This window comes from Pseudomonas kitaguniensis (assembly GCF_009296165.1).
GTDB lineage: Bacteria > Pseudomonadota > Gammaproteobacteria > Pseudomonadales > Pseudomonadaceae > Aquipseudomonas > Aquipseudomonas kitaguniensis.
On record NZ_VUAZ01000014.1, the window covers coordinates 24,152 to 39,873 of the forward strand.

Genomic DNA, 15,722 nt, shown 5'->3' on the forward strand with positions numbered 1-15,722 from the left:
AACTCTCCTTGTCTTGGGAAAACGCTAGAAGGTGACGCCGGATACCAGCGCGATATTACAGTAAGGCTGGCACTCACCAGTGCGCACCACGGCGCGGGCCTTACGGCTGAGCTGCTTGAATTCTTCGTGGCTGAGCAGGCGTCGCTCGCCGAGCGCTGCCTGCGCGGTCAAGGTGTTAAGTGCCGCCAGCGCCGGCGGCTGCTTGAGCAGAATTTCTTCCGCCAACACGTGGCTTTCCACCTGCATCTCGCTCAGCACAATACGCAGGGTGCTGATGAAATCCGGAATGCCCTGAGTCAGCGCCAAGTCAATTAACTCGACGCCCGGCGGCACCGGCAGGCCAGCGTCGCCGATCACCAGAATATCGCCGTGCCCCAACGATGCGATCACGCGTGACAGGGCAATATTGAGCAGAGGTGTCTTTTTCATGAGGGCACAAAACCTTGAACGTCATGCAGCGTAGGGATAGAAGGTTGCGCACCGGCGCGAGTCACCGACAACGCCGCTGCCACCTGGCCAAAACGGATGGCCTCGGCTTCGGTTTTGCCGTTGGCAAGCGCTGCGGCAAAGCCTCCGACGAAGGTGTCACCGGCGGCCGTGGTGTCCACCGCCTTGACTTTGGGCGCCACTAAATGCTCGAAATTTTTGCCATCGGCAAACAGCGCGCCCTGGGCGCCGAGGGTAATGATGACCTTGCCGGCGCCCGCGTTGATCAGTTGCGTTGCCGCGAGCTTGGCGGTGTCCAGGCAGTCAACCTGCACGCCACTTAATGCGCTGGCTTCACTTTCGTTGGGAATCAGATAATCGATCGAGGCGTACCACTCAGCCGGCAACGGGCCACTGGCCGGCGCCGGGTTGAGGATCACCGTCTTGCCCAGTTCACGACCGCGCTTCAGGGCGTGCCCCACGGTGTTCATCGGCACTTCCAACTGGCAGATGATCACGTCGGCCGCCTGCAACACAGCGTCAGCGGCGTGCAACGACGCGGGGCTCAGTTCAGCGTTGCTGCCGGCCACGATCACAATCGCGTTCTGGCTGCTGTCATCTACCACAATCAACGCCACGCCGCTGGAACCGTCCACGCTGCTCACGGCCTGGCAATCGATGCCCTCTACCTGCAGCGCATCGCGCAATTGGCTGCCATAGGCGTCGGTGCCGACGCAGCCGATCATCGCCACCTCAGCTCCCAGGCGCGCCGACGCCACGGCCTGGTTGGCGCCCTTGCCGCCGGGGACGGTTGCAAAGGTTTGGCCGATCAAGGTTTCACCGGCGCGCGGCAAGCGGCTGGCGCGGGTGACCAGGTCCATGTTCAAGCTGCCTACTACCACTACTTTTGCTGGCATACATCAATTCTCATCAATTCGGTTCAGCGGTAATGGGCGAACACACCGGCAAACGGTGCCGTCGACTCACGCAAAACAATACTCGGCGTCACGATGCGTTGATCGATCGGCAGTTGGGGTGTCGCAATTCGTCGCAGTAAAAGTTCGGCGGCCGTCTCGCCCAATTGCACGATCGACTGCCCCACCGTGGTCAGCGCCGGGTACACGTAACGGCCCATTTGAATATCATCAAAACCGATGACCGACAGCTCACCCGGCACGCGGATATTACGCTCGGCCGCGGCGCGCAATACGCCGAAACCAATCATGTCATTGCTGGCGAAAATCGCGCTGGGCGGGTTTTCCGAGAGCAATTGCACCGCTGCGGCATAACCGCCGGTGCTGGTAAAATCACTCGCCTGCGTCCGACTGGCCGCCACCTCCACGCCCGCCTCATGCAGTGCGCGGTGATACCCGGCCAACCGCATTTGCGCCACGCGGGTGTGGCCGGGGCCGCCGATACAGGCGATGTCGCGGTGGCCCAGCTCAAGCAAATGCCGGGTCGCCAAGTAGGCGCCCTGCTCGTGATCGATACGCACCAGGTCGACATCTATACCGTCCAGCGCGCGGTCGACAATCACCATCGGCGTGCGCACCGCGTTCAAGCCGGCGGCAAGGCCACTGTCGTCGCCGCCCACCGAGGTCACGATCAAGCCGTCGATGCGCTTCTCGAGCAACACCCGCAAGTAGCTGCGCTGCTTCTCGGCGTTATCGTCGGAGTTGCACAGGATTACGCAATAGCCATTACGCTCGCAATAATCCTCGATGCCTCGCGCCAACTCCGCGAAATACGGGTTGAGGCTGTTGGGCACGAGCAGGCCGATGGTGGCGGTGGTCTTGGCCTTGAGCGAGCGCGCGACCGCACTCGGTACGTAGTCCAGTTGCTTGATCGCCGCCTCGACCTTGACCCGCACAGGCTCGCTGACCGGCCGCGACTTGTTCACCACATGTGACACGGTGGTGTAGGAAATACCCGCAAGCGCTGCCACATCCTTGATCGTTGCCATGGTTTAGCCCCGCCGACTGGCGCGCTGGCTACGATAGGTGTCGAGGACCACGGCAATCACGATTACCGCACCGGTGATGATGCGTTTGGTCGGCTCCGTAGCACCGATCTGCGCCAGGCCCGCCGCCAATACCGAAATAATCAGCACGCCGAAGAACGTACTGATAACTGAGCCGCGCCCGCCCATCAGGCTGGTGCCGCCGATTACCACGGCCGCAATCACCTGCAACTCCAGGCCGGAGCCGGCGTTCGGGTCTGCCGCTTCCAGGCGCGAGATCTGGAACAACGCCGCCACACCGGCCAACAGGCCCATCAGGCTGAATACCAGGATCTTGTAGGGCTTGGGGTTGATGCCGGCCAGCCGCACGGCCTCTTCGTTGGTGCCGATACCGATCAGGTAGCGACCAAACACGGTACGCGTCAACACCAGTTGGGCGACGATAATCACCAGCAGCGCAATGATAAACGATGGCGAAATACCGAAGGCAATCGGGTTCGACAGCCAGGCGAACGAGTCACCGATGTAGGCGGTGCGCGAGCCGGTCATCTGATACGCCACGCCGCGCGCCATTTCAAGCACGCCGAGGGACACGATAAACGAAGGAATGCGCCAGGCCACAGTGATCGAGCCAGTAATGGTGCCGGCCAACGCCGCACAACCCATGCCGAGCAAGGCCGCTGGCAACACGCTCCAGCCCCAGCCGAGAATCGCCACGCTGACCGCCGACGCGGCCAGTGCCAGCACCGAGCCCACCGACAGGTCGATACCGCCGATGATCAGGATAAAGGTCATGCCCACCGCCAGCACCATCAGGTCGGGGATCTGGTTGGCCAAGGTGCTGAAGGTGTCGTAGGACAGGAAGTGATCGCTCAACACCGAGAACAGCGCGATCATCGCCAACAAGGCGCCCGCCAGCCCCAGGTAGGTGCCGAGGCCATAGAAGTTGCCAGCGGTTTTACCGGGCGAATGTGTAGTTTTCATGGGGTATCCCTAAGCACTGCGTCGTTGAGCAGCGCATCACGTTTTTTATAGCCGGCAAACGCGGCGGCGAGCAATTCGTCCTGGGTCCAGCTGTCACGCTCGAACGTATCGATCAGGCGCCCGGCGGAGAGCACGCCAATTCGGTCGCAGATCAACATCAGTTCACGCAGGTCGCTGGACACCACGACCAGCGCTTTGCCCTGGCGAGTCAGGTCGCCGAGCAGCGCATAAATATCGAATTTGGCGCCGACGTCGATGCCACGCGTCGGCTCATCGAACAGCATCACCGCGCAATCGCGCTCCAGCCAACGACCAATCACGACCTTTTGCTGGTTGCCGCCCGACAACTCGGACACCAACTGCGCCGGGCTTGAGCTGCGGATGCGCATCGCATCGATCTGGCGCTTGGCCAGGGCGGTTTCGTCACGGCTATTCACCACGCCGCCAGCGGAAATTTCCGGCATGTTGCCCAAGGCAATATTGGCGCTGATGGACTGGGTCAATAGCAGGCCTTCGCCCTTGCGGTCTTCGGTGATCAGGGCGATGCCATGACCGACCGCATCCACCGGCGAACGAATGCTCACAACCTGCGCTGGCGAGCCCAGCGCCACCGTGCCGCTGTCGGCCAGGTCGGCACCAAAGATCAGCCGCAACAGTTCGGTACGACCGGCACCGATCAGGCCCGAGATGCCATAGATTTCACCGGCGCGCACCTCAAAAGACACGTCGCGAACCTTGTCCGAACGGGTCAGCCCTTTCACCGTCAAGGCCGGGCCGCCGAGGGTGCGCGGGCCCAAGTCGATCTGTTCGCCTAACTCGCGACCGACCATCAAGGTCACCAACTGCTCGCTGTTGTAGTTGGCCATCGGCTCGACGCAGACCAGCTTGCCGTCGCGCAATACCGCAATGCGCTGTGCGACGCGGGCCAGCTCTTCGAGCCGGTGAGAAATATAAATAATCGCCACACCGCGCGCTTGCAGGCGGGTGATTTGTTCAAACAGCATCTCGACTTCACGCGCGGTGAGCATGGCCGTGGGTTCGTCGAGAATCAGGACATGGCAGTCGCCGATCAGGTTGCGGGCGATTTCGACCATTTGTTGATGGCCGATGCCGAGGCTGCCGACGAGGGTGTCCGGGTCGATCGCATCGAGGCCGACTTGCGCCATGGCTTCGATCGCGGCTTTGCGCAATTGCTTGCGGCTGATCCAACCGCAGTTGCTGGGCAGGTTATCGAGGAACAGGTTTTCGGCGACCGTGAGGGTGGGCAACAGGTTGAGTTCCTGCATGACCATGCGCACGCCCAGCCCTTCGGCGTGGGTACGGCTGCCGGGGCGGTAATCCTGACCATTGAACTGCATGTGCCCGTCAGTCGGCGTGACCAGCCCGCCGATAATCTTCGACAACGTGCTTTTACCTGCGCCGTTCTCACCGGTCAGCGCCAGCACTTCCCCGCGATTAAGCGTCAGGGTGATGTCGGACAGAACCGGTTGGGCATAGGTTTTGCCGATACCGCTGACGAGAGGACAGCGTTCGGGGCGGAAGATGACATAGGAAATCTCCAGGCGCCCGCTCAGGACGAGCGGGCGCTGTTGGGTGCTGCCAGGATTATTGCTTGAGGACGAGTTCGACCGGCGTTTCAATCACGCCGTCTTTGGCGTCGACTTTCTCACCCTTGACCAGCTTCAGCGCGTTCTGGATACCGAACACGGCTTGCTGGGCGGCGGCCTGATCGGCGGTCGCCAGGATGCGGCCGTCTTTGAGCATCGGCTTGACCGCTTCGATATTGTCGTAGCCCACGACCAGCACTTTGCCGGCCTTGCCTGCGGCACGTACGGCCGAGACAGCGCCAAGCGCCATGTTGTCGTTACCGGCCAACAGAGCCTTGAGGTCCGGGTATTCGCTCAGCATCGCGGAAGCGACTTTTTGGCCCTGGTCGATTTCCCAGTTACCCGATTGGGTAGACACGATTTTCATGCCGGCGGCGTCCATCGCATCCTTGAAGCCTGCGGTTCGCTGCTGGGCGTTGGTGGTGGTTGGTACGCCTTCGATGATGCCGACTTTGTCACCCGCGGCCAGCTGCTTGGCCAGGTAGTCACCGACCAGCTTGGAGCCTTTGCGGTTGTCCGGACCCACGAACGGGATGTCGAGGTTTTTGCTTTTCAGCACGTCCGGGTCAAGGCGGTTGTCGATGTTGACGACCTTGATGCCGGCATCGGAAGCCTTTTTCAGCACGGTGACCAACGCCTTGGAGTCGGCCGGGGCGATGACGATGGCGTTTACTTTGGCGAGGATCATCTGGTTGACAATATCGATCTGCGCGCTGGTATCGGTTTCGTTCTTGATACCGTTGGTGATCATGTCGAAGTCAGCAGCGTGCTCCTTCTGATAAGACTTGGCGCCCTCTTGCATGGTGACGAAAAATTCGTTGGCAAGGGACTTCATCACCAGGCCGACCTTGGGTTTGGCGGCGGTGTCTTCAGCAAAGGCAGAGGAAAGGGGTAGAGCAGCGGATGCGGCAGCAAGCACAGCGACAGCAAGAAGACGTGCAGCGAATGGCAGCTTCATGGGTTCACTCCGATCTTATGATTATTGTAAGCAACGCTTGCCGTGAAGCATCTCGCAAACGTTTGCGTTAGTCAAACTATGAGAACCTTGTCGGGATTTGTCAACGGAAGAAAAACGCCGTTCATTCAAGCATGCGAGGTTCAGACCCCAGGTCACACGGTTGATTTGATTAAACATCGCCCTCCCCCAGTCGTTCTCTAAAACGACCGACTGTAGCGCGCATGCGTTATGTGCGCCGTCGATACTCCATCATGGTTTTCGGACAACCGAACGCACGCCCCTTCATTGTTCGGAAAGCCGGACAAGCGCCACCCCAACTCATCTAAAAATTAAACATAAGTTGTTTTAAATCAATACGTTAATTTATAACCGCAGACACAATCAGCTTGGTACAAATCCTGCTCTTTCTCAGCACCTCGCGGCGTTCAGAACCGCCCGGGCGCTCTAGATGAACCTGCATCAGCACTCATCAAAAATCAGAGAGAAAAATAATGAAATCTGCACTGAAGACCTTTGTTCCGGGCGCTCTAGCCCTACTGCTGCTGTTCCCCGTTGCCGCCCAGGCAAAGGACGCTGAACCCAAGACCAAACTGTCCAACGTAGTCATTCTCGCCACCGGCGGCACCATTGCCGGTGCTGGCGCGAGCGCGCCAACAGCGCTACCTATCAGGCAGCCAAAGTCGGCATCGAGCAACTGATCGCAGGCGTTCCCGAGCTTGGCCAGATCGCCCATGTACGCGGCGAGCAAGTCCTGCAAATCGCCTCCGAAAGCATCAACAACGAAAACCTGCTGCAATTGGGGCGCCGCGTTGCCGAACTGGCCGACAGTAAGGACGTGGACGGCATCGTGATCACCCACGGCACCGACACCCTTGAAGAAACCGCTTACTTCCTGAACCTGGTGGAAAAAACCGACAAGCCAATCGTGGTGGTCGGCTCCATGCGCCCAGGCACCGCGATGTCGGCAGACGGTATGCTCAACCTGTACAACGCGGTTGCGGTGGCCAGCAGTCAGGAAGCACGCGGCAAAGGCGTGCTGGTCACCATGAACGACGAAATCCAATCGGGCCGCGACGTCAGCAAGATGATCAACATCAAGACTGAAGCGTTCAAGAGCGCATGGGGCCCGCTGGGCATGGTGGTTGAAGGCAAATCCTATTGGTTCCGCCTGCCTGCCAAGCGCCACACTCAGGATTCAGAGTTCGACATCAAGACCATCAAAAGCCTGCCGGACGTGGAAATCGCCTACGGTTATGGCAACGTCGGCGACACCAGCGTCAAGGCGCTGGCCCAGGCTGGCGCCAAGGCAATCGTCTATGCCGGTACCGGCAATGGTTCGGTGTCCTCCAAGGTCGTGCCTGCCCTGCAAGAACTGCGCAAGCAAGGCGTGCAGATCATTCGGTCTTCCCACGTGAATGCCGGCGGCTTCGTTCTGCGCAATGCCGAACAGCCGGACGACAAGTATGACTGGGTTGCGGCGCATGACCTGAACCCGCAGAAAGCACGAATCCTGGCCATGGTTGCCCTGACGAAGACTCAGGACAGCAAAGAGCTGCAACGGATCTTCTGGGAATATTAATTCCTGACAACGCTGGGCAGAGGCGGGTTACCCGCCTCTGCCTGCCGGCACGTGAATTTTAAGCAGTTGCGAAATTGCTTACAGTTAAATACTGTATGCACGTACAGCAAACTAAGGAATATTCCGTGGCAAAGTCTTCTTCCGCAGCGCCTACTCCGCCGGATGCTTACGCACGCCTCGGCGTTCGTGTGCAAAAAATCATCAATTCAACCAACGCCCAGAAATCCAAAACAGCGTTGATTTTCCGTCTGCCGGACGAGCCGGAGGAAGACTGGGCACGCTTGCTGGAAGAAATTGCAGAGAACGACAACGTCACCCTCGCCTATCGGGATGACGGCGGTGTGCAGATTTTCTGGGTTGTACCGAAGGAAGATTGACCTGAACGCTGCCGGCGCAACAAAAACAACACCCATAAAAAAGGGCCAATACTGGCCCTTTATAGTCAACTTAAGCTTACTTGTTCAGCCAGGACTCGACGGTGTCTGAACCGTGTTCAGCTTTCCACTCTTTCAAGCCTTTGTGATTACCACCCTTCGTTTCAATGACTTCACCGGTGTGCGGGTTCTTGTAAACCTTCACTTGGCGAGCTTTACGGGTGCCGGACTTCGGTGCGGCCACGGGAGCACGACGACCCGCCTGTGGATCAAGCAGATTGACCACGTCCTTGAGGCTGTAGCCATATTTTGCGAGCAAATCACGCAGCTTGGTTTCAAATTCAATTTCTTTCTTAAGGCCGGCATCGCCCTTCAGCGCTTCGAGTGCCTTGAGTTGTTCAGCAAGATGTTTTTCGAGCTGGCGGAATTCTGCGAGTTTGGACATGGGTAATCTCTCTTAGAGTAAGCAGTGAAATCTGTGCCAAATCAAGATTTAGCTAGATTGCTTGATCGGACAATAGCCCCTGCCCAGAAGTGCCGTCGAGTTGAATGTGAAACGGCGGTAATTTCTTTGCGTTAATTAATATTTTGCCTGTGCAGATAATTCTCCAGCAACGTCACGACCTCCACGGTGAAGCTTGGCTGGCCAAGTAATGCAGGACGGTCAGCCGTCACGGTGTGAATGATGGCGTGCACGGCGATGCCCATCAAATAGATCGAAAGATCCGGGTCCGGCACGTTCTTCATGAACGGCCTGAGTACCTCTGCAAACTGATGCTGTAATTGATCGTTATTGTCACCCATGTGCCTGACGGTACTGGGTAGCTCCTCGTGGATGGCTTTGTGCAGCGCGGGCGCGACGCGGTGTTCGGCAACAATCATCTCCACGATCATGGTCAGCGCCTCCCGAAGAGAGCGCTGGTTCGGTAGAACCTCCAACACCTTGAATAAATCAGTTTGCGTTGCATCGGCATGACGCCGCTGCAGCTCCGCAATGATCGCCTCTTTATTAGGAAAAAACTGGTAAAGCGACCCAATGTTGACGCCTGCACGCTCTGCAATCGCGTTGGTGGTCAGCCCCTCCCAACCTACCTGGGTCAAAATGTAAGTCGCTGCTTGAATAATCGCATCGACCGTCGCCCGCGAACGTGCTTGGGACGGCATTTTCCTGGGGCTGACGGGCATACGGCTTTTGTTCAAGGTCACCTCAAGAACATGAGCTTTTAAAAACTAAGCTTTAACTTACTATTTTGGACGTGAGAACACAACGTTGCTCACGTACCGAGACTATTGCAGCCATGAATACGCATGATTTGGAACAACGCTGGGACAGCTTCCGGGCCGCGAACCGCTTTCGCAGGGCCATCCGAAAATTCAGTTCAGCAGCGTTGCCGGATGGCGACGTCTACGAGCTACTGGTGGAGGCCGCTCACGCTCCGTCAAGCGGAAACATGCAGCCCTATGAGTTTCACCGCGTCCGCGACCCAGCGCTTAAAGCCAGCATGGCGGCAGCCTGCAATGGGCAAAAAGCAGCGGCATCGGCATCCGAGTTCGTGGTGATCGTGGCCAGCCCCGCACTTGGGATACGTACCGCCCAAGCGCAACTTGAGCATCTCGAACACTCTGCCTTGAGCGCTGATTCAAAGGCCTATAACCGCAAGCAGATTGCGATGTTCAAAAAAGTATTGGGGTTGGGTTCCAGCGCAGCGTGGTCGCCGCTGGTGTTCCTTGCGGCGTTGGTACGCCCCACGCTTTCGCTGTTGCCTGTGGGCCTGATCGGAGGTCGTCAATGGGCTGCGCGCAACGCCATATTTGCGGCTCAAACCATCATGCTCGGGGCTGCGGCCAAAGGCATCGATTCATGCCCGATGGAAGGGTTTTCGGCAACAAAAGTTGCAAAACTTCTAGGCATACAGCGCGGGTCTGTGATCCCGCTGGTGATCGCACTCGGGTACCGCGCGCCCGACGCCAGGATCGAAGAACGCTGGCGCAACCCGATGGAAAACATCGTTATTTCACACTGAACCACTTTTGCGTGGCCCGTTCAGGGCTGCGGCAAAGCTTTTCAGAGCGCTATTACCTTCTTCGGTAATCCAAGATGACTTCTCAGATCGAATGTCGAGCAGGCCTCTCTGAGCCCTGCGAACAGGGCTGCAGGCAATCGCGATGGATAGCGCCCCCACTTGTTGTGGCGGCTTTACTGGTATGCGCAGGGTGCGCGTTGCAACCGGCCTATGTGACGCCGACCCCGCCGACACCCACAACCTGGTCTGTAGACGCCGCCAGTGCTAAACGCCATGCGCCCTTGCCGGGCGATGCCTGGTGGCAGCCTTTGGGTGACAAGGCTATTGATACCCTGGTAGAGGCCGCATTCGCAGGCAACCCGACCTTGCTGCAGGCAGTGACACGGGTTGACGAGGCCAAGGCGACGCTGACTGCTGATACAGCGGCAACGATGCCTGGCGTCGGCGTCGACGCCAGCTTCACACGGCAAAAAAGTCGCGATACTTCCGCCGCCGGATCAGGGGTGACGGTACAGAGTACCTCCGCCGCTGTCGGGCCGACTTTCAGTTGGGAACTGGACCTGTTCGGGCGGGTTCGCCAGTCAGTAGAAGCCGCCCAAAACCACCTGGATGCGCGTACCGCAGACGCGGCGTCCACGCGCCTGACCTTGGCCGCCGATGTTGCCAATGACGTGCTTTCCCTGCGTGCCTGTGAAAGTTCGCGACGCGTTTTAATCGATGACATTGCCTCCCGGGAAAAGACCCTGGCATTGACGCAACTGCGGCTGAACTCAGGTTTTGCTGCACCGGTTGACGAAGCACGCATCCTGTCCGGCTTAGCGACCTCGCAGACCAATCTTGCCACTCAAGCAGACCAATGCGCGCGCCTGGTTAATGCGCTGGTGGCGTTGACCGGCGCAGAGGCAGGCAGCGTCACACACCTTGTGGGTACACAACCGTCAGCCTCTGAGAGCGAACTGGCCTACATGCCGCAGGCGCCCGCTGCGGTGCCTCAACTACCCGCAACGGTATTGGCCTCGCATCCCGACGTTGTTTCAGCTGAACGTGAGACTGCAGCCGCTTGGGCCGACATCGCGGTAGCGCGTGCAGATCGCTTGCCGCGTATCGATCTCGCCGCAGCGCTGACCGGGCAGTGGATTCGCATGGCCGGTTCCAGCATTAACTTCGACACCTGGTCTATCGGCCCGAGCCTCAGTGGCACGCTGTTCGATGGCGGTGCAGGCAAGGCCAAAGTCGAGGCTGCAAAAGCCCGCTACGTGCGCGCCGCCGCCACCTTGAAAAGCACGCTGAGAACCACCGTTCAAGACGTCGAAAACGCGCTGGCGGATCAGGCATCGGCAAAATCCCGGCTGACCTCTACCAAGGAAGGCGTAGCCGCCGCCCGCACCACCTTCCAAGCCTCAGACGCGCAATGGAAGGCGGGCGCTGTCAGCCTGTTTGAGCTGGAAGACAGCCGCCGGCAATTCGCTTCAGCAAAGGATGCCGAAATCTCTGCACGCCGCGATCAGGCACAGGCCTGGATCTCGCTGGTAAAAGCCACCGGCGGAGCTATCGCCCTAACTCCGGATAACACCTCCCATGAATAAATTATTGTGCTTGCGGATGATAGTTGGCGGCCGGTCAATGGCCGTCGTTGCGCTGGTCGCCGGCTTGGTTATCGCCGCCATTTTCATGTCTGCGCCCACCCGCTCAGCCACTCAAACAGACACCCAGCCGGCCTCCGCCCTGACGGTGACGGTCGCGACCGCGACCACCTTGAGTTGGCCCGTCAAACTTGAGGCAAGTGGCTCAATCGCGCCTTGGGAAGAAGCGGTCATCGGGTCCCAGGTTTCAAACCTGCGCTTGGTTCAGCTCTATGTGAACATCGGTGACGCGGTGAAGCGAGGGCAACTGCTCGCCTCGTTCGACGCGGCCTTGCTCGAAGCCGACGCCACGCGCCTTAACGCAAACTGGTTGCAAGCGGAGTCCAACCGCAAGCGCGCATTGCAATTGAAGGGCACGGGCGGCATCAGTGATCAGGACGTGCTTCAGTATGAGACGCAAGCCGACGTGGCCAAAGCGTTGCTCACCGGCACTCAACTGCAACTGCGTTATGCCAAAGTCATCGCGCCAGATGACGGTTTGATCAGCGCTCGCTCTGCAACCGTCGGCGCGGTTTACGGTAACGGCCAAGAGTTGTTCCGCATGATCCGGCAAGGCCGGCTGGAATGGCGCGGCGAATTGAACGCGCTGCAGTTGGCCCACGTCACACCCGGCCAACGCATCACACTGGCGTTACCTGACGACTCTTCAGCCGTTGCAGTGGTGCGTGAACTCGCGCCGGACCTGAACACCGAGACGCGTTTGGGCATCGCCTACGCTGACATCGAACCCGGCAGCACGGCACGGGCCGGCATGTATGCCAAAGGGCTGGTTAATTTGGCTGTGCGCGCCGCCGTGGTGATACCGGCCGCGAGTGTGGTCATACGTGATGGGCGTAGCTACGTGCCCCGCGTGGTCGACAACGACCGAATCAGCTTACAAGCGGTGACGGTGGGGCGCCGGCAGAACAACCAGGTCGAAATTGTTTCGGGTATCAACGTTGCAGACAGCGTGGTAGAGCAAGGTGCCGCCTTTTTGAATGACGGTGATCGGGTACACATCGTAACAGCACCTGCTGAAGCGAAGGAGTAAGCCATGAACTTCGCCACCTGGTCGATCCGCAACCCAATCCCTTCCATCCTGCTTTTCGTACTGTTGTCCATGGCCGGAATACTAAGCTTTCGGGCGTTGCCGATCGCCAACATGCCGGACATCGATCTGCCCTCAGTGGTTATTTCGCTGACGCAACCCGGTGCTTCCCCGGCGCAGTTAGAGACGGAGGTAGCACGCAAGGTAGAGAACTCCCTCGCCACGCTGTCCGGGATAAAACACATGAGCACCTCGATTGTTGATGGGCGCGTAACCATTAACGTCGAGTTCATCCTTGAAAAGAAGTTATCTGATGCGCTGATTGAATCCAAAGATGCCGTCGATAAAGTTCGCTCCGATTTACCCAGCGATCTGGAGCAGCCTTCGATCAGCGCGATTCGTGTAGGCAGCGACGACGCAACATTAATCTACGCCGCTGCCTCTTCGAAAATGGATGAAGAGGCGCTCTCGTGGTTCGTCGATGATGCGGTCAACAAGGCCATATTGGGCGTGCCCGGTATTGGCAAGTTTGAGCGCGTCGGTGGGGTTAGCCGCCAGGTAGTGGTGGAAGTCGACCCGGCCAGCCTGGAGGCGCAAGGCACCACGGCCGCCGAAGTGTCCAGGGCGCTCAAGAGTGTCGAGCAAGAGTCCTCCGGGGGACGTGGCCAGGTGAATGGCGCGGAGCAGGCAGTGCGCACTATTGCTACAGTGCGCACTGCCGACGAGCTGAAAAATCTCCCCGTGGTGCTCAGCAATGGTCGACGCGTGAACCTGGACCAGGTTGCCTTGATCAAGGATACCTATGCAGACCGCACGCAGCTCGCCACGCTGGATGGTCAGCCGGTGGTCGGTTTCAGGATCTATCGGGCCAAGGGTTTCGACGAAACGCGTGTCGCCGCAGGTGTGCAGCAGGTGCTCGACAAGCTTCACGCGGCGGACGCAAGCCTGAACTTTACAAAAGTTTCCGGTACCGTGGATTACACGCATGAGCAGTATGAGGGCTCAATGCACATGCTTTATGAAGGCGCGTTACTGGCGGTGCTGGTGGTCTGGTGGTTCTTGCGCGACTGGCGCGCCACATTGATCTCCGCCTCGGCTTTACCGCTGTCGATACTGCCTACCTTTCTTGTGATGAACTGGCTCGGTTACTCCCTCAACACCCTGACGCTTCTGGCGCTGGCGGTGATCGTCGGCATTCTTGTAGACGACGCGATTGTCGAGATCGAGAACATTGAACGCCACCGCCGCATGGGCAAGCCGATCCATCAGGCAGCCGGCGACGCGGTGACCGAAATCGCCTTGGCGGTGATGGCCACCACCCTGACGCTGGTTGTAGTGTTTCTGCCCACGGCAATGATGAGCGGGGTTCCAGGGCTGTTCTTCAAGCAGTTTGGCTGGACGGCCGTGGTGGCGGTGCTTTCTTCCCTGTTGGTGGCGCGGGTTCTGACTCCGATGATGGCCACCTACTTGCTCAAAACGCATACCGAGGGCAAGGAAACGCCGGATGGCAGGCTGATGAAGCTGTATTTGCACAGCGTGGCCTGGTGCCTCAGCCATCGCCGCCTGACGATGTTGGGCACGGCTGTGGTTTTCGCTGCTTCGGTAGCGGTGGTTCCGCTGCTTGAAACCGGACTGATGCCAGCGTCAGACAAAGGCTACAGCAACATCAACCTTGAGCTGCCACCCGGCAGCAGTTTGTCGGCTACACGGGCGACAACCGAGGCGGTTAGCCGCGCCATCAACCACCTGCCAGGCATCGAGCATGTGTTCAGCACCGTGGGCGTCGCTCAGCCTGCCGGGCGCGGGCAAACCCAGGCAGCAGAGCTACGCCGGGCCACCATGACGCTCGTGCTGTCGGCGCGCGGTGAGCGCCCAGGGCAAACCGACATCGAAAACCAGGTACGTGTTGCCTTGAAGGAAGTGCCAGGCGCACGGTTTTCGTTGGGCTCCGGCGGGCTCGGCGAGAAGCTGTCGCTGATTCTAGCGAGTGACGACAAGGCCGCGCTCAAAGCGACGGCTCAGGCGCTGGAGCGGCAGTTGAGGGAAGTCGCCGGCCTGGCCAACATCACCTCAACTGCCAGTATCGAGCGGCCGGAAATCGTGGTGCGTCCTGACGCCAGGCAGGCAGCCGAGCGTGGCGTGAGCACCGAGACTATTGGCGAAACAGTGCGCATTGCCACCAACGGCGACTTCGATGCAAAGATGGGCAAGCTCAACCTCGACAACCGGCAAATAGCCATTCAGGTGCGCATACCGGACGCTTCGCGCCAGGACTTTGAAACATTGGCTAATTTAAGGGTTCGCGGGCGTGACGGGCTGATTCCGCTATCGACTGTCGCGCAGTTGGCGATCGAGAGCGGGCCGACCCAGATTGACCGTTACGATCGACGCCGCTATGCGACGGTCACCGCGGACCTCGGGCACACACCGCTTGGGCAAGCACTCGCCAAAGCCAGAGCGCTGCCCGCCATCCAGTCCATGCCGTCGAGTGTCGAGCTGATCGAATCCGGCGACGCAGAAACCATGGCAGAGCTTATGACCGGGTTCAGCATGGCAATCGTCATCGGCCTGGTCTGTGTGTATTGCGTATTGGTGCTGCTGTTTCACGACTTTTTTCAGCCGCTGACAATCTTGTTTGCCATCCCCCTGTCGGTAGGCGGCGCCTTTGTGGCATTGCTGATGACACGCGGCATGCTGAGCCTCCCGTCGATGATTGGCTTGGTGATGCTGATGGGCATCGTCACCAAAAACTCGATCTTGCTCGTCGAGTACGCGTTGATGGGTATCCAGAAACAGGGGCTGTCGGTGGTTGAGGCGTTGATTAACGCCTGCCATAAGCGGGTACGCCCGATCATCATGACGACCCTGGCGATGATCGCCGGGATGATGCCGATTGCGCTGGGCCTGGGGGCCGATGCGAGTTTCCGTCAGCCGATGGCCATCGCGGTTATCGGTGGGCTGGTGACCTCAACTGCATTGAGCTTGCTGGTGGTGCCTGTGGCGTTCACTTACATCAACGACGTTGAGCGCATGCTTCATCGAAGGTTTTCGTCGAAGCCGCAGGCACCTGCCGCCAAACACCTCACTGCCCGGTAGACAAGCCTGTGGGTAAAAATGGGCGGTATTCCCGCCCATTCTGC

Annotated in this window: 13 protein-coding genes and 1 pseudogene; 6 read left to right on the forward strand and 8 right to left on the reverse strand. The window is 59.1% G+C overall.

Annotation, left to right across the window (positions count from 1 at the left end; all coding sequences use genetic code 11):
• Positions 1-24 precede the first annotated feature (24 nt).
• The 6 genes from rbsD to F0169_RS03010 all read right to left on the reverse strand — a co-directional run bounded on the left by rbsD (position 25) and on the right by F0169_RS03010 (position 5,935).
• Positions 25-429: a D-ribose pyranase gene (gene rbsD / locus F0169_RS02985; protein ID WP_122250427.1), complete on the reverse strand. Its 405-nt coding sequence runs from the start codon at positions 427-429 to the stop codon at positions 25-27.
• Positions 426-1,343 (reverse strand): ribokinase, encoded by a 918-nt coding sequence (gene rbsK, locus F0169_RS02990; protein WP_152745454.1) that lies wholly within the window; start codon positions 1,341-1,343, stop codon positions 426-428. The genes rbsD and rbsK overlap by 4 nt, the downstream gene beginning before the upstream one ends.
• Positions 1,344-1,366: 23 nt before the next feature.
• Positions 1,367-2,389, reverse strand: a complete 1,023-nt coding sequence (locus F0169_RS02995) for a LacI family DNA-binding transcriptional regulator (protein ID WP_058412115.1) — start codon at positions 2,387-2,389, stop codon at positions 1,367-1,369.
• Between the two features lie 3 nt (positions 2,390-2,392).
• A complete protein-coding gene (locus F0169_RS03000) occupies positions 2,393-3,370 on the reverse strand; it encodes an ABC transporter permease (RefSeq protein WP_058412116.1) in 978 nt (325 codons plus the stop codon).
• Positions 3,367-4,914, reverse strand: a complete 1,548-nt coding sequence (locus F0169_RS03005) for an ATP-binding cassette domain-containing protein (RefSeq protein ID WP_172979314.1) — start codon at positions 4,912-4,914, stop codon at positions 3,367-3,369. Before F0169_RS03005 ends, F0169_RS03000 begins: the two co-directional genes overlap by 4 nt.
• A gap of 61 nt (positions 4,915-4,975) precedes the next feature.
• Positions 4,976-5,935 (reverse strand): sugar ABC transporter substrate-binding protein, encoded by a 960-nt coding sequence (locus tag F0169_RS03010; RefSeq protein ID WP_152745456.1) that lies wholly within the window; start codon positions 5,933-5,935, stop codon positions 4,976-4,978.
• 491 nt (positions 5,936-6,426) lie between these two features.
• Here F0169_RS03010 and F0169_RS03015 point away from each other — a divergent pair.
• Together F0169_RS03015 and F0169_RS03020 are read left to right on the forward strand one after the other, a co-directional pair.
• A pseudogene (locus tag F0169_RS03015) lies at positions 6,427-7,514 on the forward strand (asparaginase).
• Between the two features lie 125 nt (positions 7,515-7,639).
• A complete protein-coding gene (locus F0169_RS03020; RefSeq protein ID WP_058412120.1) occupies positions 7,640-7,891 on the forward strand; it encodes a DUF1654 domain-containing protein in 252 nt (83 codons plus the stop codon).
• 76 nt (positions 7,892-7,967) lie between these two features.
• Here F0169_RS03020 and F0169_RS03025 read toward each other — a convergent pair whose 3' ends face one another.
• Both F0169_RS03025 and F0169_RS03030 read right to left on the reverse strand, forming a co-directional pair.
• Positions 7,968-8,333 (reverse strand): histone-like nucleoid-structuring protein, MvaT/MvaU family, encoded by a 366-nt coding sequence (locus F0169_RS03025; RefSeq protein WP_058412121.1) that lies wholly within the window; start codon positions 8,331-8,333, stop codon positions 7,968-7,970.
• Positions 8,334-8,464: 131 nt separating this feature from the next.
• Positions 8,465-9,088, reverse strand: a complete 624-nt coding sequence (locus tag F0169_RS03030; protein WP_058412122.1) for a TetR/AcrR family transcriptional regulator — start codon at positions 9,086-9,088, stop codon at positions 8,465-8,467.
• Positions 9,089-9,186: 98 nt separating this feature from the next.
• Between F0169_RS03030 and F0169_RS03035 the strand changes: the two genes are divergently transcribed.
• The 4 genes from F0169_RS03035 (at position 9,187) to F0169_RS03050 (ending at position 15,678) form a co-directional block, all read left to right on the forward strand.
• The gene (locus tag F0169_RS03035) at positions 9,187-9,912 is read left to right on the forward strand and encodes a nitroreductase family protein (RefSeq protein WP_058412123.1); all 726 of its coding nucleotides are present in this window, start codon (positions 9,187-9,189) and stop codon (positions 9,910-9,912) included.
• Positions 9,913-10,109: 197 nt separating this feature from the next.
• Positions 10,110-11,498 carry an efflux transporter outer membrane subunit gene (locus F0169_RS03040; RefSeq protein WP_241679037.1) on the forward strand — a complete coding sequence of 463 codons (1,389 nt, stop codon included), beginning with the start codon at positions 10,110-10,112 and terminating at the stop codon, positions 11,496-11,498.
• 37 nt (positions 11,499-11,535) lie between these two features.
• Positions 11,536-12,585 carry an efflux RND transporter periplasmic adaptor subunit gene (locus tag F0169_RS03045; protein WP_241679038.1) on the forward strand — a complete coding sequence of 350 codons (1,050 nt, stop codon included), beginning with the start codon at positions 11,536-11,538 and terminating at the stop codon, positions 12,583-12,585.
• Positions 12,586-12,588: 3 nt separating this feature from the next.
• Positions 12,589-15,678: an efflux RND transporter permease subunit gene (locus tag F0169_RS03050; RefSeq protein ID WP_122250420.1), complete on the forward strand. Its 3,090-nt coding sequence runs from the start codon at positions 12,589-12,591 to the stop codon at positions 15,676-15,678.
• The last annotated feature ends 44 nt before the right edge of the window (positions 15,679-15,722 follow it).

Excerpts from the sequence above, each read along its gene's own strand:
- rbsD (WP_122250427.1), bottom strand. The coding sequence starts at position 429 with ATGAAAAAGACACCTCTGCTCAATATTGCCCTGTCACGCGTGATCGCA.
- rbsK (WP_152745454.1), bottom strand. The coding sequence starts at position 1,343 with ATGCCAGCAAAAGTAGTGGTAGTAGGCAGCTTGAACATGGACCTGGTC.
- F0169_RS02995 (WP_058412115.1), bottom strand. The coding sequence starts at position 2,389 with ATGGCAACGATCAAGGATGTGGCAGCGCTTGCGGGTATTTCCTACACC.
- F0169_RS03000 (WP_058412116.1), bottom strand. The coding sequence starts at position 3,370 with ATGAAAACTACACATTCGCCCGGTAAAACCGCTGGCAACTTCTATGGC.
- F0169_RS03010 (WP_152745456.1), bottom strand. The coding sequence starts at position 5,935 with ATGAAGCTGCCATTCGCTGCACGTCTTCTTGCTGTCGCTGTGCTTGCT.
- F0169_RS03025 (WP_058412121.1), bottom strand. The coding sequence starts at position 8,333 with ATGTCCAAACTCGCAGAATTCCGCCAGCTCGAAAAACATCTTGCTGAA.
- F0169_RS03035 (WP_058412123.1), top strand. The coding sequence starts at position 9,187 with ATGAATACGCATGATTTGGAACAACGCTGGGACAGCTTCCGGGCCGCG.
- F0169_RS03045 (WP_241679038.1), top strand. The coding sequence starts at position 11,536 with ATGGCCGTCGTTGCGCTGGTCGCCGGCTTGGTTATCGCCGCCATTTTC.
- F0169_RS03050 (WP_122250420.1), top strand. The coding sequence starts at position 12,589 with ATGAACTTCGCCACCTGGTCGATCCGCAACCCAATCCCTTCCATCCTG.